The organism is Pantoea sp. S62 (assembly GCF_016658625.1).
Taxonomy (GTDB): Bacteria; Pseudomonadota; Gammaproteobacteria; order Enterobacterales; family Enterobacteriaceae; genus Pantoea; species Pantoea vagans.
The window spans coordinates 47,592-70,148 of record NZ_JACVVI010000018.1 but is presented as its reverse complement, the minus strand read 5'-3'; the positions used below and the strand labels follow the sequence as shown (position 1 = coordinate 70,148).

The following is a 22,557-nucleotide window of genomic DNA, read 5'->3' as shown; positions in this document are numbered from 1 at the left end:
ATTTCGACTTCATTTTTTAATAAGGATATTACATGTCTCGCAAGTTACGATTGCCCCTCTATCCCCTTATCGTATTGTTTTTTATTGCCTGTGTTTTTTGCGGTGGGTTGGCATTTATCAGTTTGTTGGTGTCAATTTTCCTCTTGTATTCTAATAGGAACAAAGTTGATATTTGGATTTATTGTATGGCGGTATTTTTATCACTATGCTTAAGTTTTATTCCATTCATAGGCCATGTTAGCCGAGTTAATTTAAATGGCTATGCAATTTATGGGGATATAGCCGCAGCCATGGTGCCAGAAACAGAATGTCCGCAATTAAAGCCTGTCCTGCGCGATGAATATAATAACTTAAAGACCGCTTTACCTTCACTTTGCGCAGTCCTGTCTTCTAAAAATAACTATCATGATGTTTCTTCACTGGCATATGACTTTTATGCGGCAGTATACACTCCTTTTTCAGTCGCATCCTTCTTCATACCACTTCCACCAAGAAAAGATGAGTGTATTCAGAATGTAAAACGTATTGTTACGCTATGCCCGAATACAAAAGAATTCATGAATACAGAAACAATAAATTTTATTTATAAAGAATAACGGAAGCATGAGTGTTTGACTTCCAATAAATTTAAAGGCCACCGAGAAACTTTTTCTAAAGTATGATTAAGTGGCCAAACGTAATGGGCTAAGTAAATTATAATTAATTTAACTATATCAATCCCCACATCCTAATAATTTTCTTTCGCTCTAATTTTTAATTTTTTTAAGTTAAACAGAGATGATCGGGTTAAGAAAAACTGAGGCGTCCGATTGGTTATGTTATTTTACAGGCCATCATTTTAAATGATGACAGCTATTTTTCATGCTGAATACTGCGCTGAGGCCCAAGCCATGATTATCATCATTGAATTCCTAAAATATGAATTAGCTAGGTCAGCTTCTCGCAGGCAAGCGTCGGACCAACGTCTGAGTAGCACTCGCGGATAATCTGAATCGCACGTTGAGTAAGCCCTGCTTGCAACTGATAGATGCTGGGCTTGCCGCGCCGCCAGTCAGCCATGCCTTGCCTTGCGGATCGTCTGCACGGTAGCGCTAAAGCAGGCGACGACAATGCCTGTCGGAAATGCCGAGAAGTTTAGCAGCGAGATGTGTTGTCAGTCGCGGATCAACAAAGTTGTGAATGACTTCAAGCCGGTTAACTTTGTTCATCGTGAAAAGATCCGCACCTTATACTGCCATACTTGGTAACTCAGCAGGTAGCCTGAATCGGTCAGGTGAGCTTAGCTAAATCATTAAAAAAGTATAAAAATCAATTGGATGATAAAGTTCGGGTAATGTAATTTATGTTAAATTAACTGTCCGGCGATGTATTCATATCCTCCCTTCCTCATGACTGATAATGATTAATAGCCAGCACATTCTACAAAGACGCTGTGAATCGTGCGGGTTTCGCTTAATAAATTTCGCTGTTACCTATCTGCTTCTTCGCTTCGGCAAAATGGAACAATCCGGCTGCAGTGATGCAGAGTTGCCATCCCGGTTATTTCCTTGAAAGCCGGACGTACTGTTTTTTGTTAATGAACCAGACACTTCCGCGCCTGGTTAGATAGTGAATAGTTTGCAGCTTTATGACCGCGGTCAAATCCTTTTGCTTTCAATTTACTGGAATACTCCGTATTTAAGCTTTGCTATCACTGACCGGCGTGAAAACGGTTTTATTTTTGCGATGAAACAGCGGGAAGGCAATGCTGGTTACCACAAGGCTGATAATCCAGGAAATATCTACGCCAGGAATCATCCTGGCGTACGGTCCGGCGAAGAAGGCATTTTCTACGAATGGAATCTGCACCATTATGCCAGCAGAATATACCAGCAGAGCCTGGGTGTTCAGCAAACCATAACAGCCGCCATCTGCACGAAAAATGGCGTCTACGTCATATTTCTGCTTATTAACATAATAAAAATCTAACAGGTTAATCACAATCCACGGAATCAATACCGCAATCAATGCCAGAATTAAATTAATAAAGAAGGAGACGAAATTCTGCGATGCCGCCAGAGCCACCAGTACGCTGCCCACGAGAACCAGCGCTGAAACCGCTAACCGCACCGCTGCGCCCGGCGTCCAGTGCGGACGGAACGTTTGCACAGCGGTTATCAGGGATAATACTGCACCATACAGATTCATCGAGTTATGGCAGATGATATTAATCAGGAACAGCAGCATTAATATGGGGCCGAGCCAACCGGTGGCGTGGCGCACTGACATCATCGCATCGTTATCAGGCGCGATATTGACTGCCATCATGCCAAAGATGAAAGCCAGGATGGTACCGCCACAGGCACCTAAGTAGGTGGCAATAAACGGACGTGCAATGCCCACATTCGCGGGCAGATAACGCGAATAGTCAGAGGTATAGGGCGAGAAGCTGATTTGCCATACAGCACCGATACAGAAGGTGCCGAACCAGCCTGCGCCACTCATGCTGCCGCGAGACCAAAAGTCTGCCGGTAACGGCTGTGACACCATTAACGTCAGTCCTAAAATCAGTGCCGCACCCATAATCCATGCCCCGACTTTATTGATGCGATGAATAAAATGGTAGCCCACGATACCAATCGCGGTAGCGAGAATGGCACCAATCACCGTAGCACTGCTTACCGGCATTGACGGAAAAACGTTGTTGATGACTTTACCGGAAAGCGAAATATTCGATATAAAGAATCCAAGATAAATCACCGTTGTAAAGCTAATCACCAGCAATGAGCCGTAACGACCAAACTGCGCGCGGCTCTGTACCATTTGAGGAATGCCAACTTTCGGCCCTTGTGCAGAGGTCAATGCAAGGAATATCCCACCAAACAGATGACCGGTAATAATCGCAGTTAAAGCAGAAATAACATTCAGATGAAACGTTTCGGTGGCGATGGCACCGCTGACGACAGCCAGTGGCGCAATATTGGTACAGAACCACAAGGTAAATAAACTGTGCGACTTACCGTGGCGTTCCGATTCTGGAACATAATCCACCGACTTATTTTCTATAATTTGACTCTGACGTGGTTGTGTATTCACTGTGCCCTCCAATTCTCAAAGTGGGATTATTTTATAATGTGGGTAAAACCTTCCTCGCGAAAAAAATCCACAGCCATCCCGACGAATGTATTTTCGTCTTCTTATTAAAGAATTGGCGGTAAGACTCCCGGTGTAAAACTGAATGGGTAATATCAGAAACCCAGTCTGTAATGGCGCCATTTATTGCGCGATGAATCGCGCCGCTACAATAATGAATTTTATTCAACGCATAATAAAGGGATCGCTAATCGGCTCATCGCTTGTGCGCAGCCACACCGTTTTGGTAGTGGTGTATTCCAACGCGGCGTCAATGCCGCCTTCACGACCGAAACCAGACTTACCGTAGCCGCCAAACGGCGCCAAAGGAGAGACCACGCGGTAAGTGTTCAGCCACACCACGCCGCTGCGCAACTTACTCGTGACACGATGGGCACGCGTCAGGTTCTGGGTGAATACACCAGCTGCCAGACCATACTCGGTACCATTCGCTAAGCGAATCGCTTCGGCTTCATCTTTAAAAGTCAGTACCGACAAAACCGGACCAAACAGCTCCTGCACTACGCTTTCTGCATCTGGCACCGCACTGCAATCCAGAATAGTTGGCGGATAGTAGAATCCCGGTCGATCAATGGGATGATTGCCGATTACTAAACGCGCACCCTGCTCAATACTGCGACTCACTACCTGCTCAATGTTACTTTTCTGCCGCCCGGTGCAAAGTGGACCAAACTGCGTCTCCTGCTGCTGCGGGCAACCAATCACAATACCGCGCACTTTACTGGTGAGCTTTTCAATAAAAGCATCTTTGATCTGCTCATCCACCAGCAGGCGCGAACCCGCGACACAACTTTGTCCTGATGCAGAGAATATTGCCGCCACCTGCGCATTGGCTGCACTTTCTAAATCAGCATCGGCGAATACGATAAACGGCGACTTGCCGCCTAATTCCAGTGAAGTGCTGGCCAAGTTTTCAGCACTATTGCGAATAATGTGACGTGCCGTATCCGCCCCGCCGGTAAAAGCAATGTGATCGACCTGCGTATGCTGGGTCAGGACCGTGCCACAGCTTTCCGCGAAGCCGGTAATGACGTTAATCACGCCCGCAGGGAAACCGGCTTCATGTACCAATTCAGCAAACCCCAGAAGAGGCGTCGGTGCTACTTCAGCCGCCTTCACTACCACCGTACAGCCAGCTGCGATGGCCGGACCAATTTTTACCGCGGAGAGAAAAAGCTGGCTGTTCCAGGGAATAATCGCGGCAACCACACCCACCGGTTCACGCTTAATCCAGGTTTCCATGTCGGCCTTATCGATACTGAGCGTGGTACCGTCCATCTTGTCGGCCAGTCCGGCATAAAAGCGATAGTATTCCGCTACGTAGGCGATCTGCGCCTGGGTTTCACGGATGATTTTGCCGGTGTCGAGCGTCTCAAGACGCGCAAGTTTTGCTGCATCGCGTTCAATCAAATCCGCCAGCTTCAGCAGCAATTTGCCGCGCGCACCGGCAGTCAAGCCACGCCACGCGTCGGATTCAAAAGCCCGTGCCGCCGCCTGTACTGCGCGATCGGTTTGCTCGCTGCGCGCTTCGGCAATAGTGGCCCACGGCTCGGCGGTGGCCGGATTTAACGAGGTGAACGTCGCGGCTCCGGCGTCAAATTGGCCGTCGATGTAGAGTTTGAAAGATTCCATAACGTCTCCGCTTAGTGAAATGCAGGTGCAACGTGTTTAATAAAGCGTTCCAGCGAGGCTTTCTTGCGTTCGAAGGTCATGCCGCTATCCAGCCAGAATGCATACTCGTCGTAGCCCATCGCCTCATAATTTTTCAGGCGGGCGATAACTTGATCAGGATTACCAATCGCCAGATTTTTCCGCATCCCTTCAACGCTGTAATAGGTATTTGCCGTCATTTCTTCTTCTGTCAGCGGCTTGATCAAACCCTGCTGTACCGGGCGTTCATTCTTGAACCAGGCACCGAAGTAGTTGTAGAAGCGATTGAGTTCTACCGCCGCTTGCTGCGCATCGGCCTCGTCTTCAGCCACAAAACCATGCTGTAACAGCATGATTTTTAGTGGCTGTTCAGGTGAATATTCCTGACAGGCTGCTTTGAAGGTGGTGATCAAGCGTATGATCTCCTCTTCACCCTGATGCAATGGCGTGCACTGCACGTTGCAACCGTTCTTCACCGCAAACTCATGACTGTTCGGGTCGCGTGCGGCCACCCATATTGGCGGGTGCGGCTGCTGTTTTGGCTGTGGCGAGGAAGTGGTGGACGGGAAATTCCAGAACTCGCCATTATGTTCGTAATCGCCTTTCCACAACTCTTTCACCGCGGGAACCAGTTCACGCATCCGCTGACCAGCTTCCCAGGCATCCATACCGGGCATCAGACGTTCATATTCATAAGAGTACGCGCCACGGGCAATTCCCAAATCGAGACGCCCTTTGGTAATCAGGTCAGTCATTGCAGCTTCGCCCGCCAGACGAATCGGATGGGTAAACGGCGCAATAATGGTGCCGGTGCCCAGACGAACGTTTTTGGTACGGCTGGCGATATCCACCAGGTTGATAAACGGGTTCGGCGCGATGGTGAAATTCATGCCGTGGTGTTCGCCAGTCCAGATAGCGTGCAAGCCTCCTTTATCCGCGATTTCACACAGTTCCATCATCTCATCGTACAACTTGTCCTGCGCGTCATTCGCTGATACGCGCTCCATATGCAGGAACAGGGAAAGTTTCATACCACCTCCTGATGAGACGGGGCGAAGAAGTTACGAACCGATCCTTCCGCTTCATCGCCGTAATAGAGGCCGTAATTGCCCACCGCATTTTCGTGAATAAAACGATCAACCAGCGATTTCAGTGCGCTATCCGGCACCGGCAGTTGCGCTAACGTATGTACATCCACCCATTCACCCTGCTGTAATGCTGGCAAAGTGTTGCCCGTCGGCTGTGCGCACAGGAACACGATATGCTGCTGTTTCTTTTGGCGGTCTTCCCAGATGGAGTAGACAAAGCTTGGACTGGCCTCAATATTCAGTCCGTTAAACAACACACTGAGTGTTTCACTGACGCTGCGGTTATTTACTGATTGCGACGGCAAGCCATAACCGTTTTCTTTCTTCACCACCAACGCCTGGCCGGCTGATTCGATTAACGCGCTGACCACCACGTTAGGCCCGGCAATCAGGGATTCGGCATTCTGATAAGATGTGAAGTAGGCGCCACGATAGTAGCCAAGGCCCGGCGAACCGCAGGAATCGAACTGCTCGACTTTACCGATCAGAATCGCGTGGTCACCCGCATCAATGACCTGATGCAACGCGCATTCAAACCAGGCGGAGCTGTCATCCAGCAGCGGCGTGTTGAATTCCCCTTTACGCCACTTCACCAGTGAGAAGCGATCAGCCATTTTCTGCGCGAATATATTCGATGTCTCTTTCTGCTGCTCCGCCAGAATGTTGATGGCGAAGTGCGGGCATTGGGTGAAGTTCTCGAAATTAGCGGAGCGCTTATCAATGCTCACCAGCAGTAGTGCGGGGTCAAGTGACACCGACGAGAACGAGTTCGCGGTGAAGCCAATCGGCTGCCCTTGTGCATCGTTAGTGGTGACCACGGTGACGCCGGTCATGAAGGCGCCAAAGGCGTCGCGTAACTGTCTGCGTTTATCTGCGTCCATAAGTTACTCCTTTACAGGCTCTTTTTGCGTGACGGCGGCAGCAACCGGCTTGAGGAAAGATAAGATTTCCTCGTTCACCTGGTCTGCATCCGTCAGGTTCAACATGTGTTTAGCGTTAGCGACCACCACCGCCTGCCCCTGGCGTGCAGCCTGGGCCATCTGGCGTGTCATGTCTGGATTCGAATTAGCATCCAGTTCACCGGTCATCACTAACACCGGACATTGCATTTCATTCCAGCGTTCTGAATAGAAGCGATCTCCTTCCGCAAATGCCTGGTAGGCGCGGGCATAGCCGTCAAGATTCACCTGCTGCAACCACGTTCCCACTTTTTGACGCAGGGGTTGTTCGTGGTGGTCGTCACTGAACCAACGATCCAGTGGCGCATCGAGGCGCACATGACCGCTGGCCAACTCTCTGGCGCGTTTCAGTACCGCATTACGCGCGCTGTCGTTACGTCTGAACACGCCGCTCATCACAATCGCGTGATTCACCAGCTGAGGATAATCGATAGCGATACCAGCGGTGATCAGTGCCCCCATCGAGTGTCCCGCCACGGCAAAACTGCTTTCGGGCTGTGTCTGCAAGAACAGGGCCAGCCACTGCACGTAATCCTTTAAAGTGGCGGAATGGCGAAAACCGCTGCTTTTACCATGGCCAGGCATATCCAGCGCGATAACGCGGAAGTGGCGGCTTAGCACGTCCATTTGCGGGAACCAGGCGTTGGCATTCATTCCAACGCCATGGATCAATACCAGCGGCGCGCCCTGTCCTGCTTCCAGGTAACTAACCTGGAGGCCTAACTCAGATAGCTGCTGGGTTTTTCTGGTCATGGCCTAACTCTTTCAGGTCAAGATAACGGTTGCCGATACGATGATGTGGACGGCCGCCCAGTGCCGCACCTAGCGCGATCACGATCTCATCGCTGAAGGGCGCATCGTTAATGTTGAACTGCATGGTGAGGTAGTGCTCACGGGTACCTTCATCATCCGTGCCCATCATCGGAACCAGGATTGGGGTATTGGCTGGACCACGGGTGTTGTTGAAGGCCAGGTAGGTTTTACCCTGCACAGCAGAGCGATAATGGTTGCCGAAATGCAGGGTATGAATCAGTGCTGAGGCGTGTTCCAGTTCGCCGTTCAAGCCCACCACTGCGCTTTTACCGTAAGCCACTACCTTGTCACCGCCGCCCGCTTCTTTCACAATCAAGCCAGTCAGCAATTCGCCTAGCACCGGCGCCAGTTCGCGAATCTTGGGGGCGAGGTCTTCAACAAAGCCTTCACCTGCCCACGGATTTTTAACCACGGCAGCCGCCGCAATCATCACCAGCGGCATGGTGGCCGCTTTGCCGCCGTCGGAGTAGATGGTTTCGGTGGTAACGAACGTCTTGCGTATATCTGGATGCATGGTTAGAGCCTCATTCAAGTTAACGTTTTGTTAATCAGGTGTGTCGGTAAGCGATATAACAGGGGAATTTTTGGTATGTCAAAATCTGGTATACCATCATACGATATTCTCGTGCGCTGGCTTTTTTGCTATGCTTTTTAGGTGGGAAGCCCCGCTGTATCAGGGGAATTAGCCCATTACCTGACATAATTCTGAATAGAAGTAAGCGCACTCTCATGCTGTGACTGAGATCATAAAATTCACTGACACTGAGAGGAGGGGGTCTTGTTAACAATATGATTTTAAATGGGTTAATCTTTCTTCAGAATGGGGTGGTAGATATTAGGTGTGGTGGATGATGAATCTGTGAGCCAACGCTGATTTCAGTGTTATGGCTCTCATCATGTAAGTGGGCATAACTTCCACAGCTAAACCAGGCAGCGTTGCTTTCAGGCTGTAAAAAGTGCTAATAGTAAAATGGTTGCTGAATTTCAAATTAATGATCAGCTGATTTTTATTTCAACGCAGAGACAATTATGGTTGCGAGTCACTCCTTAAAAATTGAAAACACACCAGTGACACTTCGCGAACTGGCGTTGGCAAAAGTACGTCAGGCCATTATCTCTGGCTATTTTAAAGCAGGCGATCGTTTAGTTGAACGTAGTTTGTGTGATGAATTAGGCGTCAGCCGTACTGTGGTACGCGAGGTGATTCGTTATCTGGAAGCGGAAGGCTTAATTGAAAACCTGCCGAAAAAGGGACCGATTGTCGCGATATTAACCTGGGAAGTAGCCGAGCAGATTTATGATATCCGAATGTTACTGGAATCCGAGGCGGCGAAGGATTGCGCTAAGACGGCCACCAGTAAAGATAAAAAAGATTTGCATAACAGACTGCTGCGCATCGCGAAAGCCTCATACGATCACGATGACATTGAACGTGTGGAAGCCTCTCAGGCTTTTTATGAAGCCCTTTTTTCCATTGCAAAACATCATATTGCGTGGGAGATCGTGCAGCGTCTTAACAGCAGAATCAGCCGACTGCGTGCGCTTACGCTGCGTAGCCCTGAGCGCCAGGTGGCTGGTTTTGAACGCATGTCGCGTATTTATGAAGCCATTGAAGAAAACAACACGGAACAAGCGAAAGAAGCAGTGAAACAGCATCTGACTGAAGCCGCAATGCTCGCTAAATCTATTCTGACCAACGAGGAGTAATGATGTCTGCTTACTGGATTGCACACGTTAATATTAATGATGCACAGCAGTATCAGAATTATATTGACTTAGCACCCCTGGCGTTTAATAAATACCAGGCGAAATTTATCGCCCGAGGTGAAAATGCCACCTCACTGGAAGGAGAGAAATTTACTAAACATGTCGTCATTGAATTCCCTGATTATCAAACAGCTTTAGATTGCTACCACTCTGAAGAGTATCAATTAGCTAAAAAACAGCGTGAAAATATTGCTAAAGCGATGATAACGATTGTGGATGGGTTAGCGTAAATATTTTTTATTGAGGATATTACTTATTTTCTAAAAAAACGTAGTTGATCGGTGTTCTTAAGTAGTTGGCGGCTGAATCTGGGCGTCACATTACTGTGAAATGACACGCTATCGCCCGATGATATGGTGTAAAGGCGCTTGGCATGTTGATAAATTAATTCGCCTTTAAGTACACCGGCACTGATCACCGACTCGTTCGCATAAAAAGTAAAACTCAGTGTGGCTTAGGTGTTTATGGCGATTTGGGAAATTATCAATTACACCCCCTTAGCACATATGGCCTGGGAGTGGTTGGTAAACCGTATTGTCCTTACAGGACTTTGCCGATGGTAACTTGGTAAACATCTATTCCGGGATTGCGTATTCATTGGCCGCGCTGATAATTGATCGTCGCCAGAACTTTAAAGCGTGGCGCTCACCCTGTACTACATGACAATGACAATGACAATGACAATGACAATGACAAGCGATGCAATGCTGATGCTGGGATGGCTAGATTTCTGTGGTGGCTACGCGCTGGCGATTAACAGTTACGCCATGCAGGCGGTGCTTTGGTGCCTTCGGTGTGGTAATGGCGTGGACAATTATCGAGTGGCGGCTACAAAAACGCCCTGGCCTGTTGAATATTGTCAGCGACGCGATAGACGTTATGGTCGGTGTTACACCTGCCTGCGGCTATATCGGCCCGGTGGGCGCCCTTTGTGTCGGCATCCTGACCGCAGCCCTGCTCCGTTAGCGGGCTGATGCGAGGTTAAAAAAGTTCAGCATATACTTATTATGTTAAATTAAGTGCACGAACGCGCACCCTATGTTGCGCGATGCAGTCACCTGCACATCAATGATGCAATTGCTTGCAGCTTATTACTATAATCATGCATGTTTTGAAATTCAGAGGCTTAGAATTTGTCACGGGGTTTTGTTGGCACACACAGAACAACAGTATCCTTAAGCTTGAGTTCTGCAAGTGTAGGAACTTTATTGATGAGCAGTGTAGTACTCCCGGCTTCTCCCAATTGAAGGAATCTACGCTCAAGTTCTTTCTCTTTGTCCGCCGAGTTCTCGAATAATTCATATTTGCACATATTCGAGTTCTCAGTAAATTCGCTCATTTTTTCCTCATATTCTGAGCGTGTAAAATAAGCATGTGCGCCAAGAAATATTGAAGAAATAGTTAAAAATAATAAAACAATAATTAATAATGAGGCTGTAAATCTCATTTTGGCAAGATCTGGATGGCGCTTTGCATATGCCAGCTTTTGCATGGTCGGTGTTATGGTTTTTTCTTTAATAAGCACCTGATCAATATTGAATTTTCTATCTGGATTGTAGAATTGTATAATGACAGAGTCATTTGGGAAAAGTTCATTAATTAAAATCTCTTTTAAATCGGGAGTTACCTCAAAACCGACATCAACATCACGGCGGTGATAAATTAAGCGAGGAAGGTATTCATATGAACCTGACATTAAAACTCGTATGTTTTTCTGAACGCTGGTAGTGAAATTGTCTATGCGAAAATAAAGACAGCTTAACTGTTCAATTTTTTCTAAAGCTTCTTCGCTTAAATCCATGGATATTTCATGCGGAATTTTGAATATATCTTTTTTTTCAATGAATGTATAACCAATTGCATCTGGAAGCTCCTGACGAATTTTTATTGCAGCGAGAATTTGATCAAACATTCTAAATCCTTTCTATTTTTCAGGTTAAAACAATTGACTGGCGCAATAATTCGCTAGTTAATTGATGAAAAAAATAAAGCTAAATTGCCATTTTATAGTAAAAATCCTTAGGCGACAAAGTCACTATCGGCTCGTCGGGATTATTTTTATATAATATATAAGTGGGTCATGCCCGCTCCCATCACAGCCATTGATAAAGTCATTTTTTCTGGCCTTATATAATTATACTTATATAAGTCCAGACAGGCGCTCTCAAACCCTGTATCATGCAGATCCGGGCTGGATCCTGAACTTTACAGCCATTTATATGAAACGGCGGCGTTCTGGATGGCATGCGGCTGAACGACACCTTCGCGAAGGTGGTTAAAAATCAGGCGTCGCTACGTAAAATCTGACGGGCATTTCCCCTGCTACTTTTCCAGAATTCACGTAGCGCTGCCTTCAAGTCAACCGTTGAAAATGGAGCAAATATGAACGATATCTCCGGTTTTACCGGTGTGACTCTCAGCGGCAGCGCCGGTGATGATCTCACCGCGAAACTGGCCGTGTTCGTCCGCCACCGGGAGGCCTTTTCGGCCAACACGTGGCGTCAGCTGCTGAGCGTGATGCGGATCTGCTGGCGCTGGTCGCAGGAGAATCGTCGGTCCTTCCTGCCGATGACACCGGATGACATGCAGGATTACCTGTTTCACCTGCAGGCCATCGGGCGTTCGACCTCCACCATTTCGGTGCACGCGGCACTTATTTCGATGTTACACCGTAACGCCGGACTGGTGCCGCCAACGGTTGCGACTGATGTGGTGCGCGCCAGGAAGAAGATAAACCGTACCGCAGTCATGTCAGGTGAGCGCACAGGGCAGGCAGCTCCGTTCTGCCGGCCGGACCTGAACCGCCTTGATGCAGCATGGAGTCATTCTCCCCGCCTGCAGCAGCTGCGCGATCTCGCTTTTATGCACGTTGCTTACAGCACACTTCTGCGCATGAGCGAGCTTTCCCGTCTGCGGATCAGGGATATCTCCCATGCAGCAGACGGGCGTATCATTCTGGACGTTGGCTGGACCAAAACCATCCTGCAGTCAGGAGGCATCATTAAGGCCCTCAGTGCGAAGTCATCCGGCAGGCTGAGAGAATGGATCACCGCGGCGGGTCTCGCCGGCGAACCTGACGCTGTTATCTTCTGTCCTGTTCATCGATCTAACCGTATAGCCAGGGTATCGGAAGTCTCAATGAGCGCACCCTGCCTGGAAGATATTTATCGCCGTGCACGTCAGGCTGCGGGTGAGACGAAGCCCCTTGAAACCAACAAAGGGCGCTATGCAAGCTGGAGCGGCCACAGTGCCCGCGTCGGCGCCGCACAGGATATGGCCAGAAAAGGAATATCCATCGCGCAGATCATGCAGGAAGGTACCTGGACGCAGACCCAGACTGTCATGCGCTACATTCGAATGGTTGAAGCTCACCGCGGAGCAATGGTCACCCTGATGGAAAACGATGATGATTAGCTGATAACGCGATCTGCTTCTGAGGTTCAGTAATTTTTTTACCCTGACAGAAATCTGCCTGCGCTGCTGACAGAATTACAGTTCTGCGTTGCAGGCTTCAGCTGAAGATATGACGTATGACATGATGGTGAGCTAATGGCAGTTGATAAATACGGGTTCATTACCTTCCCTGATTTCAGAGGGTTTCAGCCAGCCTTTTCTCAGCTGAATGGTGCCTGCAGCTTTAAGCAGTACCCTCAGACTTTTATCGCGTAAACTTCTGTGAATGAGCAAATAAGGTATGACGACTCACTTTATTAAACAAACCGGGCATCAGGCTGGAGTTTCATACGCATGCAATCGCAGACAAATTCTGTTATCAATACGCAGCTACAGCCAAAACCCGATCTTACAGTAGGTTTTCTACTGATGAATCACTTTACGCTGGCCTCAGTCGCAGGTCTGGCGGAGTCTCTGCGTTTTGCGGCGGACGAATCTTTCTCCAGCCGCCAGATCTTTTGCCGCTGGGAATGGATGACCTGTGACAATCAGCCAGTTACAGCCAGCTGCGGGTTACCGGTTTCGCCGACGGCCGACCTTGATGTTACCCGAAACTGGGACTATTTCGTGGTGGCTGGCGGTCTGCTGGAGGAGACGCGCCAGCCTCAACCCTGGTTGCTGCAGGCGTTGCGCGATTTGCACGCTCGCGGAGTGCCTATTATCACGCTCTGCAGTGGCGCTTTTGTGGCGGGTAATGCCGGGCTGCTGGATGGGCGCCAGTGCGCAATTCATTTCACGACCCGCGACGAATTCAGGCTTCGTTTTCCCAAAGCCCTTCCGGTGATCGATAAAGCCTACATTAAGGATGGCGGCATCATCACCTGCCCAGGCGGCACCGCAATCGATCTGGCGGCGGATATTATTCGCCAGCACTGCGGGCTGGTGCGTTCGCAAAAGGTACTCAAGTATCTGTTGATAGAAGAGCCTGCCGCGCCGGTAAAAAAACAGCAGCAGAGTGTCATTGAGCCGGATGTCTATGATAATGAACTGGTGAGCCGGGTTATTGAGTTCATGAAGCATCATCTTGACTCGCCCGCGCCGCTGGCGGAAGTCGCGGAATTTGTCGGAGTAACTGTTCGCCAGCTCAATTTGATTTTCGCCAGGTGCACAGGCTATACGGCAGCGGTGTACTGGCGTCGCATGAGGCTGGAACAGGCGCGCAGGCTGATGGCGGATTCGAGCAACAGCCTTAACGCTATTGCAGGAGCGACCGGTTTTGCTGACGCTTCGCACCTTATCGCCTGGTTCCGCAAACATTATGGCGAGACGCCGAGTTCTTTCCGTAAGCGCCGGCGCGAAGTCGAACGGCTGATCAAGGAGTAGAACAGGGGCGCTTTTGGCCCCTGCTGTTCACCACGAGCTGCGCTTCGACAGATTACCTGTGACCCTGGGTTGAGGCTCATCCAGCGATGCCGCGTCTTCGAGGCTGCGCGCCGCGGTTTCCGGCGCCAGGAACCAGGAGACCAGCAAGCCGAAAAAGGTAATGCCTGCAGCGATATACATTGTGTAGCCGATTCCAATAGTTTGCAGCGATACCGGTACAAGCCAGGTGCCGACGGCAGCACCAACGCGCGACATCGAGGTGCCAACGCCTACCGCACCCGCACGTATCTCCGTCGGGAAAATCTCATTGGGATAAACCAGCTGCAGCACCTGCGCACCGCCAATAAAGAGTGCATAAGCGCCGAACATCAGCAGGATGACTATTGATGGCCCGTCACGCAGCAATCCCAGCAGCAGCAGGGCAAGGCCGGACCAAAGAAAGCTATGTAGCAGCAGTTTGCGGCGCCCAAGCGAATTCACCAGCCGCGTAGCAATAATACAGCCGATGACAAACAACAGCGTAATAGCAATCGAACCGTATGAGGCCCAGTTACCACTAAGATGCAGCGCTTCGAGCACGCGTGGGGCAAAAGCATAGACAGCGAACACCGGGATTACGGAACAGGTCCAGAAAATGGTGACAAATGCCATGCGCTTGCCGTAACCCGAATGCAACAGACTGCCAAACGACAGGTGTTTACATTCCGCCTGCTGTGGCAGATTCTTCAGCCCGAAGTCACGGCCATAGACACGTTGAATAATGGCCTCAGCTTCCTGTCCTCGCCCCTTGCTCATCAGCCAGCGAGGGGATTCGGGCGTACCAAGACGCACCAGAAAGAGCAGCGCGCCGATAATCGCGGTGCTCGCCAGCGTCAGACGCCAGGCGTCTGGTCCGCCAAAATTCAGAATAGCTTCGCCGATAACGTATGCTGCTGCTGCACCCGCAAACCAGAGAATGGTCAGCGTTGCCAGGCAAGGGCCACGGTAGCGCTTTGGCAAAAACTCGACCAGGAACGCCGTGGCGACCGGATACTCGATGCCAACCGCAACACCATTAAGAAAGCGCAGGATAAAAAGCATCTCGCCGCTCTGTACCCAGTATTGCGCCAGCGAGCAGATGATAAACAGCGTCGGACCAAAAAAATAGAGTATCCTTCTGCCGAGTCGATCGGTCAGGGCACCGCCGATAAACCCGCCGAAGAAAATGCCAATCAGGGCGGATGCAGCGATAAGGCCCTCCCAGAAAGTATTCAGGCCAAGTGCAGGTGAGACCTTGGTCATGGCGATGCCAATAATGCTCAGCACATAGCCATCAACGAACGAGCCTCCGCCGGAGCGTACGGTTAGCAGACGATGAAAGCGGTTAAGCGGTACATCTTCAACAGAAACGTGATTAGACATCACATACTCCTCTTTTTACCGACGTAGTGATGGCAGAGGTAAGCAAAAAAAATGCTTAAAACGGCCGCAGGGTGCCAGGCCCCTTTGAATAAGGCGTCGCAATTAATATAAGGCGGTTAGAATTATCAAAAGACTATACGGATTGACAACGAGCTCCCGATAAATTAAACAGGCTGGTCAATTTAATCTTGTCATAAAGCATTACCTCCGGGGGAAAATATTCGGATGTTGATGTTCATTTTTTATTTATTATTAGCCGAGAGAGTCAAAACCCTCTCTTTTATAATATTACGACGCCTTGCGTGTGACGCTTTTCGTTTCAGTCGTGCGGGTTGACCACCAACAGATCAGCGAACCCAGACTTACCATTGCTGTGCCTTGCCAGAACGATATCGTCAGGTGTGAGCTGAGGATAAAGGCCGCCAGCACAGAGGAAATAATTGGGATAAAGTAGGATGCCGCCGCCAATAAATTCACATTTCCGTGCAGAATGCCGACGTTCCAGGCGGCGTAGCCGAAGCCCATTGCCATCGCCGCCAGCGCAAGATTAATCAGTACCTGTGGCGACACTGCGAATACAGGCTGCGGCGACAGCAGGAATTTCACCCAGAGAGTCATAGCGGTTAATATAAAAAATAGTGTAATTCCGTTACTGCCATTAGCAATTTTTTTTGTTACCACGCAATATATCGCCCAAATTACCGCGCCGCTAAATGCCAGCCCGTAACTCAACGGGTTATCCATAATGTTTTTGCTGATTTCACTGACTGAAAAAGCCGCCTCACCACCGAGCACCCGACATATTCCGGCGACGGCCAGCAAAAGGCCTAGAATAATAAGCGGACTGGTCTTTTGCCGGTTTACGATTATCGCCAGCACGATAGTCATGCTTGGCCAGAGGTAATTCACCATGCCGACCTCAATCGCCTGGCGGCTGTTGTGGGTAAAGCCGAGCGATAGCGACAGGCAGAGTTCGTAAAGTACAAATAAAACACTGCCTACGATAAGATAGCGCCGGGGAAAGATGCGTATTTTAGGAAAACCTACTGTAAACAGCAGCAGGACAGCGCTGCAGCTATAAATCAGTGCTGCGCCGCCTACCGCGCCGAAGCCCTCGCTCACGCTTTTAATTAGTCCAACGATGGCGCTCCACAGCACAATGGCAATCAGGCCAATGAGCGTCGCTTTTTTCTGGGACATACCCCGCTACCTCTGTGTCAGCCAGGCTCGCTCGCCAATCCGGTGAAAGAACCTGTTAAATTCAGGTTAAAACTAGCAACAAACCTATGCTTCCTGACAGCGACTGTAAATATGTTCAAACGGGTCAGAATGCGGGAATGTGATCCTTATCCGAATTTAATTAGAAAATTATTACAGGCTTTAATTTAAGTTAAATCATTGATATAAATTATAAAGTTAAGTAGTTTATGTAAAATTATACTACTATTAAGTATTTTCTTTGTATTTTATATGTATGCAATATTTTTGGGCTGATTGACCTCCCCTGCCGGTCTATGCAAATTGTTTAACATCTAAGCCCGCAACGGTTGTGGGCGGCCTGAATAGTCCCTGGAGGCTACTGTGTTGACATTTGAAGGTATCTATACCCCGGCAATCACTCCTTACGCAGCAGATGGCAGTATTGATTTCGCTGCCTTCGCAGATGTGCTGGAGTCACTGATTGAAGCGCGCGTGCACGGCATTATTATCGGCGGCTCGACCGGCGAATATTACGCACAGAGCGCAGAAGAGCGTCTGGCACTGGTTGAACATGCTAGCAAAGTCATTGGCCAGAGACTGCCGTTGATAGTCGGTACAGGCGCAATTCGCACTGAAGATGCCGTTACGTTCGCCTCTCATGCGCGCGATCACAAAGCGGACGCGATTCTGGTCACCTCACCACCCTATGCGCTGCCAACCGAACTCGAAAATGCGCATCACGCTCTGACAATCGATAATGCCGCACAGCTGCCAATCATGCTTTACAACTATCCGGGCCGCATGGGCATCTCGATGGGCGAAACCTATTTCCGTGAAGTGAGCCGCTCCGCTAATGTAGTGGCGATTAAAGAGAGCTCTGGCGACTTCAATAACCTGCATCTGCTGGCATGTCAGTTTCCAAAAATTGCGCTTTCCTGCGGCTGGGACGATCAGGCGCTGGAATTCTTCGCCTGGGGCGCACGCAGCTGGGTCTGCGCCGGTTCAAACTTTATTCCACGCGAACATGTGGCGCTCTACGAGGCCTGCGTCGTGGAAAAAGATTTTGATAAAGGCCGCAAGATTATGGCGGCAATGATGCCGTTGATGAATTTCCTCGACGGCGGCAAGTTCGTGCAGTCAATCAAACATGGATCGGAGCTGGCCGGGCTGAAAGCGGGCCCGGTGCGCGCACCACTGCAGGCGCTTGAAGAAGAAGAGAAAGCGCAGCTGCAGGTGGTCATTGAAGGCGTGAAACGTAATGTGGCTGCGGCCACCCAGCAATAAGGAGGCGGTATGAGTCACATAGCAACGCTAAGCGATGTCGAACGTATCGTCGCGGAACTCGCCCTGCCTGATAAAGCTTTTATTAATGGACGTTTTTGCGCGGCGGCGTCAGGCGCAACACTGAACACCGTTAACCCGGCTACGGGAGAATCTCTGACGCATATTGCAGCCTGCGATATCAGAGACGTCAATGCCGCTGTTGAGGGCGCGCGTGCGGTGTTTGAGGCTGGCAGCTGGCGCCAGGCGCACCCCGGCGAACGTAAAGCCATACTGCTGAAGCTGGCTGCGTTGATGGAGCGCGAGCTTGAGTCGCTGGCGGTACTGGAGAGTCTTGACAGCGGTAAACCGGTCAGCGAATGCCTCGCTGTGGACGTGCCGGAGACGATCCATGTGCTGAGGTGGCATGCAGAAGCGATCGACAAACTGTATGACCACAGCGCGCCAACTGGAAATGGCGCGCTGGCGCTGGTGATACGCGAGCCGATTGGCGTTGTAGGCTGCGTGCTGCCGTGGAATTTTCCGCTGCTGATGCTGGCCTGGAAAATCGCGCCAGCGCTGGCGACAGGCTGTTCGGTCATTGTAAAACCCGCCGAGCAGACCTCCCTGACCGCGCTGCGCGTTGCGGCACTTGCTGCAGAGGCCGGACTGCCGGCCGGCGTGCTGAACATTGTTACCGGCACGGGTAAAGAGGTCGGCGAGCCAATTGGCTTGCATGCGGATATCGATATGGTGAGCTTTACCGGCTCTACCGCCACCGGGCGACGTTTCCTGCGCTACGCGGCAGATTCAAACCTGAAGAAAATCGTGCTGGAATGCGGCGGCAAAAATCCTGCGGTGGTATTTAATGACGCAGAGGATCTCGCCAGCGTGGCAGCTAACGTGCTGAACGGCGCATTCTGGAATATGGGCGAGAACTGCTCCGCCACCTCGCGCCTGCTGGTGCAGGAAGGGATAAAAGAGCGGTTACTGGCACTGATGACCGAGCAGCTGATGGAGTGGTCGATGGGTAATCCCCTTGATCCCAAAAATCGGCTGGGCGCAATGGTCAGTACCGAGCACTTTAACAAGGTGAGCGGGTATCTCGATAAAGCGCGTAAAGAGGGGCTAAACATTGTGCTGGGCGGAAATACCGAGCAGGATACTTACGTACAGCCAACAGTTATCGACGGCGTGACCCCAGAAAGCGCGCTATTCCACGAAGAGATTTTCGGGCCGATCCTGTGCGTAACAACCTTTAAAACCGAAGCGGAAGCGATCGCACTGGCAAACGATACCGAATATGGCCTGGCAGGCTCGGTCTATACGGGCAATCTTAATCGTGCTATCCGCGTTTCGCGCGCCGTGCGAGCAGGTACCGTCACGGTAAATTGCTTTGGCGAGGGCGATGCGACTACGCCATTCGGCGGCTATAAGCAATCCGGCTTCGGCGGACGCGATAAGTCAGTGTTTGCCCTCGATCAATATACCGAGCTGAAAACGCTGTGGATTGACGTTCCGGCGCAGGATAACGTCTGACAGAGGTGAAAAAGCTGCCTGCTCTGCGCCGCGGGCAGCCTGATTAGGTATTAATGACCATGCCAGCCATGTATCACACTCCTTTTGCCGTATTGAGTAACGGCCTGAATATTCGTGTGCATTTTTATTTCTGCCTGCTGGTTGCCGTTGGACTAACACGTAAACAAGGACGAATTCGTTCAAATCGGCAAAAAACGCATTCATTATGAAATGGCTAAAGCGAGCACTTGAAAACGTGACGTTTAAACCCTTCGCCAGTGAAGAAATTAAGTGGCTACGCCGCTAAATCCTGCGCAATCATCCTGATCGTGACCCTGAGCCGATGTTGCATCTGATTTATAGAACAGCCATAAGTGTGCAGCCATGATAATTTCCGGTATTTTCCTCTAAATATTACCAGGAAAGACAGCATGAGATTAAATTTAACCCGCTGAAAATAGTTTACTATTTTCATATGCCTTTTTAGAGATAAAACGCCCTGATTATTTTTGCTGTATACCCCTTTTATCTGTAGGTTATAACTCCTTACTGCAGATCGCGTTCGTGGTGCTATCTGTTATGCATTGTTAATCGGGAGGCGGCATTGGGTTCGGGTAAAACGGCACTGTATGAAGATTTAAAACGGCTCATTCTCACCATGGAACTCGACCCGGATGAGGTGCTGGACGAGTCAAGCCTGACGTCGCAGTATGGGCTGTCGCGTACACCGGTGCGCGAAGTATTCCATCGCCTGGCAGGCGAAGGCTATCTTGAGATCGTTGAAAAGCGCGGTGTGCGAGTCATCCCCATGAGCCATGCCTCGCTGCGTAACTTTTTTCTGGTTGCTCCGATGATTTATGCTGCCACCGGAAGACTTGCCGTGCAGAATTACAAACCTGCGCAGCTGAAGGCCCTCAAGGAGACGCAAAAACGCTTCCGCAAAGCGGTGCAGACGCATAATGGCGCTGTGCTGGTGCTGGAAAATAACCGTTTCCATGAAATCATGGGTGAGATGGCTGCTAACCCCTACCTTCAGCCCAGCCTGGGACGATTGCTAATCGATCACTGTCGTATTGGCCATACCTTCTATCGCCCGAAAAATAGTGACATGGCGCATCGTTTACAGCTCGCTGCCGACCATCACGATGCCTTTATCGCGGCGATTGAGGCACACGACGAACAGGCGGTGGTAGATCTGGTTTTCGCGCACTGGGAGCTTTCGCGTGAAAATATGGAGATCTTTATTGCGCCGCAGGGACTGAAAGCTGACGATCTGGTCTGATAGTATTTATCTTTAAAACTTGCCTGACTGCCCGTTTATTCATTTGTATACGGGCAGCCTTTTCCGCTCCTTTCCTATTTATTTTCCCCCCCGTTTTTCCTGTGCTAAAAATTTATGTCAATTTTGCGATACCGAACGCAAATACTGCGTGAGGCCGTTGACGTTATCCCTCTGTGCTAAATATTTTATACATCACGTATACATTAAAAATACATAAAATCTTTATCTTCTCATCTCTGTTTACGTGGTTTAGCGGCTACAACCTGTTCGCCGTAAAACGGGTTCGTTGGCTTTTTCGCTGGCGAACAACCCTGACATATATGCACTGGAGTGACGGAATTGCAAAAGATTACCTCTTTACCTGCCGACGATTCCATGCCGGGATGGTTTCATACCAGTCCGTCTCGTACCCCGCGTCCTGAACATGTGGGACAGAAAAAAGCGCGATGGGGAATAGTTGGCGCAGGTCTGACCGGACTGGCGGCGGCACGCCAGCTGGCGCTCAATTTTCCTGAGGACGAGGTGGTGCTGATTGAAGCACAGGAGGTCGGTTATGGATCTGCTGGGCGCAATGCAGGTTTCGCCATCGACGTGCCCCATGATATCGGTGCGAAAGACTATATCGGCGATGTCACTACCGCGAATCTTATCCTGCGACTCAATACGCTGGGACAGGATTACCTGCGCCAGATTGTGCAGGAGAATGATATCCAGTGTCAGATGTCGACATCGGGAAAATATCAGGCAGCCGTCGGAGAGCAGGGAATTACCATTCTGGAAGCCTATCGCCGCGGGCTGGCTAAAATCGGTCGCGACGCTGAGATGATTGCTGGCAAGGATCTGCCCGATCATATTGGCACATCCTATTACAAACAGGCGCTGTTTATCCCCGGCACGCTCCTGCTGCAGCCTTCAGCACTGGTGAAAGGCCTGGCGGATAACCTGCCCGCTAACGTAACGCTGTATGAACACACGCCGATCACGTCGGTCGACTATGGCGACACAGTGACGCTAATGCATGACCGTGGCACGATTACGGTCGATAAGCTGATCCTCGCCAATAACGGTTTCGCTTCTCATTTTGGATTCCTGCAGCGTCGTCTGCTGCCGACTTTTCTCTACGGCAGCCTGACGCGACCACTTACTGAAGAGGAGCAGGCACGTCTCGGTGGTAAGCCTGTCTGGGGCGTAATTCCTGCGCATCCGTTCGGCAGCACCATTCGTCGTACCGCGGATAACCGGATTCTGGTACGTAACAGCTTTAGCTTCCAGCCGGACGGGCGACCGCGCGAAAAGCGTTTGCGGCAGTTTATCCAGAACCACCGTAAATCCTTCGAGCGGCGCTTTCCGATGCTGCCGCAGGTGGATTTTGAATATACCTGGAGCGGCGCTATCTGCCTGTCGGAAAACCATGAGGGATTCTTCGGCAAGCTGGCGCCCAATATTTACGGCGCGCTCTGCTGCAACGGTCTGGGCATTACGCGCGGCACCGCCACGGGCAAACTGCTAGCCGATATGATTGCGGGTGAGCGAAACGAGCTGATCGATTTTCTTACCGCCTCGCCGGGTCCGAATCTTACGCCGCGCGAGCCGTTCCTGTCGGTCGGCGTCAATTCCGTGCTGAAATGGGGCCAGTATCGCGCAGGTCCTGAAGTATAAGTTTCTGCGCAGCTGCACTTCTCCGGGAATGCAGCTTTTTCATCCCACGTTT

At 50.2% G+C, this 22,557-nt stretch carries 19 protein-coding genes and 1 pseudogene; 10 read left to right on the top strand and 10 right to left on the bottom strand.

The genetic code is table 11. From position 1 onward, the window contains the following. Positions 1-32 precede the first annotated feature (32 nt). Positions 33-596 (top strand): hypothetical protein, encoded by a 564-nt coding sequence (locus IBT54_RS20780; RefSeq protein ID WP_201252886.1) that lies wholly within the window; start codon positions 33-35, stop codon positions 594-596. Between the two features lie 337 nt (positions 597-933). On the opposite strand, the pseudogene IBT54_RS25515 reads toward IBT54_RS20780, so the two are convergent. The 7 genes and pseudogenes from IBT54_RS25515 to IBT54_RS20750 all read right to left on the bottom strand — a co-directional run. After that, a pseudogene (locus tag IBT54_RS25515) lies at positions 934-1,208 on the bottom strand (ISNCY family transposase); the annotation flags it as partial. A 469-nt stretch (positions 1,209-1,677) separates the two neighbouring features. Further along, complete coding sequence (locus IBT54_RS20775; protein ID WP_370585177.1) at positions 1,678-3,030, bottom strand: cytosine permease; 1,353 nt, start codon at positions 3,028-3,030, stop codon at positions 1,678-1,680. 267 nt (positions 3,031-3,297) lie between these two features. Further along, positions 3,298-4,764 carry an aldehyde dehydrogenase gene (locus IBT54_RS20770; protein ID WP_201252884.1) on the bottom strand — a complete coding sequence of 489 codons (1,467 nt, stop codon included), beginning with the start codon at positions 4,762-4,764 and terminating at the stop codon, positions 3,298-3,300. Between the two features lie 11 nt (positions 4,765-4,775). Then, complete coding sequence (locus IBT54_RS20765; RefSeq protein WP_201252883.1) at positions 4,776-5,813, bottom strand: LLM class flavin-dependent oxidoreductase; 1,038 nt, start codon at positions 5,811-5,813, stop codon at positions 4,776-4,778. Further along, positions 5,810-6,751, bottom strand: a complete 942-nt coding sequence (locus IBT54_RS20760) for a flavin reductase family protein (protein WP_201252882.1) — start codon at positions 6,749-6,751, stop codon at positions 5,810-5,812. Before IBT54_RS20760 ends, IBT54_RS20765 begins: the two co-directional genes overlap by 4 nt. Positions 6,752-6,754: 3 nt before the next feature. Continuing rightward, the gene (locus tag IBT54_RS20755) at positions 6,755-7,582 is read right to left on the bottom strand and encodes an alpha/beta fold hydrolase (protein WP_201252881.1); all 828 of its coding nucleotides are present in this window, start codon (positions 7,580-7,582) and stop codon (positions 6,755-6,757) included. Beyond that, positions 7,554-8,156, bottom strand: coding sequence for an amino acid synthesis family protein (locus tag IBT54_RS20750; RefSeq protein WP_201252880.1), 603 nt, complete (start codon positions 8,154-8,156; stop codon positions 7,554-7,556). Before IBT54_RS20750 ends, IBT54_RS20755 begins: the two co-directional genes overlap by 29 nt. Positions 8,157-8,671: 515 nt before the next feature. Between IBT54_RS20750 and IBT54_RS20745 the strand changes: the two genes are divergently transcribed. The 3 genes from IBT54_RS20745 to IBT54_RS20735 all read left to right on the top strand — a co-directional run bounded on the left by IBT54_RS20745 (position 8,672) and on the right by IBT54_RS20735 (position 10,375). Next, on the top strand, positions 8,672-9,349 hold the full coding sequence (locus IBT54_RS20745) for a GntR family transcriptional regulator (protein WP_201252879.1): 678 nt from the start codon (positions 8,672-8,674) through the stop codon (positions 9,347-9,349). 2 nt (positions 9,350-9,351) lie between these two features. Beyond that, a complete protein-coding gene (locus IBT54_RS20740; protein WP_201252878.1) occupies positions 9,352-9,639 on the top strand; it encodes a DUF1330 domain-containing protein in 288 nt (95 codons plus the stop codon). Positions 9,640-10,210: 571 nt separating this feature from the next. Continuing rightward, complete coding sequence (locus IBT54_RS20735; RefSeq protein ID WP_201252877.1) at positions 10,211-10,375, top strand: ammonium transporter; 165 nt, start codon at positions 10,211-10,213, stop codon at positions 10,373-10,375. A 160-nt stretch (positions 10,376-10,535) separates the two neighbouring features. Here the strand turns inward: IBT54_RS20735 and IBT54_RS20730 are convergent, their stop codons facing one another. Then, on the bottom strand, positions 10,536-11,321 hold the full coding sequence (locus IBT54_RS20730; protein WP_201252876.1) for a hypothetical protein: 786 nt from the start codon (positions 11,319-11,321) through the stop codon (positions 10,536-10,538). Positions 11,322-11,791: 470 nt separating this feature from the next. Here IBT54_RS20730 and IBT54_RS20725 point away from each other — a divergent pair, with 470 nt between their 5' ends. After that, a complete protein-coding gene (locus tag IBT54_RS20725) occupies positions 11,792-12,823 on the top strand; it encodes a tyrosine-type recombinase/integrase (RefSeq protein ID WP_201252875.1) in 1,032 nt (343 codons plus the stop codon). A gap of 333 nt (positions 12,824-13,156) precedes the next feature. Beyond that, on the top strand, positions 13,157-14,185 hold the full coding sequence (locus tag IBT54_RS20720; RefSeq protein WP_201252874.1) for a GlxA family transcriptional regulator: 1,029 nt from the start codon (positions 13,157-13,159) through the stop codon (positions 14,183-14,185). 27 nt (positions 14,186-14,212) lie between these two features. On the opposite strand, the gene IBT54_RS20715 is transcribed toward IBT54_RS20720, so the two are convergent. Further along, positions 14,213-15,586 carry an MFS transporter gene (locus tag IBT54_RS20715; RefSeq protein WP_201252873.1) on the bottom strand — a complete coding sequence of 458 codons (1,374 nt, stop codon included), beginning with the start codon at positions 15,584-15,586 and terminating at the stop codon, positions 14,213-14,215. A 288-nt stretch (positions 15,587-15,874) separates the two neighbouring features. Next, positions 15,875-16,786 carry an aromatic amino acid DMT transporter YddG gene (gene yddG / locus IBT54_RS20710; protein WP_201252872.1) on the bottom strand — a complete coding sequence of 304 codons (912 nt, stop codon included), beginning with the start codon at positions 16,784-16,786 and terminating at the stop codon, positions 15,875-15,877. Positions 16,787-17,167: 381 nt separating this feature from the next. Here yddG and IBT54_RS20705 point away from each other — a divergent pair, with 381 nt between their 5' ends. The 4 genes from IBT54_RS20705 to IBT54_RS20690 all read left to right on the top strand — a co-directional run bounded on the left by IBT54_RS20705 (position 17,168) and on the right by IBT54_RS20690 (position 22,505). Beyond that, positions 17,168-18,070 carry a dihydrodipicolinate synthase family protein gene (locus IBT54_RS20705; RefSeq protein ID WP_201252871.1) on the top strand — a complete coding sequence of 301 codons (903 nt, stop codon included), beginning with the start codon at positions 17,168-17,170 and terminating at the stop codon, positions 18,068-18,070. 9 nt (positions 18,071-18,079) lie between these two features. Next, on the top strand, positions 18,080-19,585 hold the full coding sequence (locus tag IBT54_RS20700; RefSeq protein ID WP_201252870.1) for an aldehyde dehydrogenase: 1,506 nt from the start codon (positions 18,080-18,082) through the stop codon (positions 19,583-19,585). Between the two features lie 583 nt (positions 19,586-20,168). Then, positions 20,169-20,846, top strand: coding sequence for a GntR family transcriptional regulator (locus IBT54_RS20695; protein ID WP_201252869.1), 678 nt, complete (start codon positions 20,169-20,171; stop codon positions 20,844-20,846). Positions 20,847-21,185: 339 nt separating this feature from the next. After that, positions 21,186-22,505 carry an FAD-binding oxidoreductase gene (locus IBT54_RS20690; protein WP_201252868.1) on the top strand — a complete coding sequence of 440 codons (1,320 nt, stop codon included), beginning with the start codon at positions 21,186-21,188 and terminating at the stop codon, positions 22,503-22,505. Positions 22,506-22,557 lie beyond the last annotated feature (52 nt).

Excerpts from the sequence above, each read along its gene's own strand:
- IBT54_RS20720 (WP_201252874.1), top strand. The coding sequence starts at position 13,157 with ATGCAATCGCAGACAAATTCTGTTATCAATACGCAGCTACAGCCAAAA.
- IBT54_RS20780 (WP_201252886.1), top strand. The coding sequence starts at position 33 with ATGTCTCGCAAGTTACGATTGCCCCTCTATCCCCTTATCGTATTGTTT.
- IBT54_RS20765 (WP_201252883.1), bottom strand. The coding sequence starts at position 5,813 with ATGAAACTTTCCCTGTTCCTGCATATGGAGCGCGTATCAGCGAATGAC.
- IBT54_RS20700 (WP_201252870.1), top strand. The coding sequence starts at position 18,080 with ATGAGTCACATAGCAACGCTAAGCGATGTCGAACGTATCGTCGCGGAA.
- IBT54_RS20715 (WP_201252873.1), bottom strand. The coding sequence starts at position 15,586 with ATGTCTAATCACGTTTCTGTTGAAGATGTACCGCTTAACCGCTTTCAT.
- IBT54_RS20770 (WP_201252884.1), bottom strand. The coding sequence starts at position 4,764 with ATGGAATCTTTCAAACTCTACATCGACGGCCAATTTGACGCCGGAGCC.
- IBT54_RS20725 (WP_201252875.1), top strand. The coding sequence starts at position 11,792 with ATGAACGATATCTCCGGTTTTACCGGTGTGACTCTCAGCGGCAGCGCC.
- IBT54_RS20745 (WP_201252879.1), top strand. The coding sequence starts at position 8,672 with ATGGTTGCGAGTCACTCCTTAAAAATTGAAAACACACCAGTGACACTT.
- IBT54_RS20755 (WP_201252881.1), bottom strand. The coding sequence starts at position 7,582 with ATGACCAGAAAAACCCAGCAGCTATCTGAGTTAGGCCTCCAGGTTAGT.
- yddG (WP_201252872.1), bottom strand. The coding sequence starts at position 16,786 with ATGTCCCAGAAAAAAGCGACGCTCATTGGCCTGATTGCCATTGTGCTG.
- IBT54_RS20760 (WP_201252882.1), bottom strand. The coding sequence starts at position 6,751 with ATGGACGCAGATAAACGCAGACAGTTACGCGACGCCTTTGGCGCCTTC.
- IBT54_RS20750 (WP_201252880.1), bottom strand. The coding sequence starts at position 8,156 with ATGCATCCAGATATACGCAAGACGTTCGTTACCACCGAAACCATCTAC.
- IBT54_RS20740 (WP_201252878.1), top strand. The coding sequence starts at position 9,352 with ATGTCTGCTTACTGGATTGCACACGTTAATATTAATGATGCACAGCAG.
- IBT54_RS20730 (WP_201252876.1), bottom strand. The coding sequence starts at position 11,321 with ATGTTTGATCAAATTCTCGCTGCAATAAAAATTCGTCAGGAGCTTCCA.
- IBT54_RS20735 (WP_201252877.1), top strand. The coding sequence starts at position 10,211 with ATGGCGTGGACAATTATCGAGTGGCGGCTACAAAAACGCCCTGGCCTG.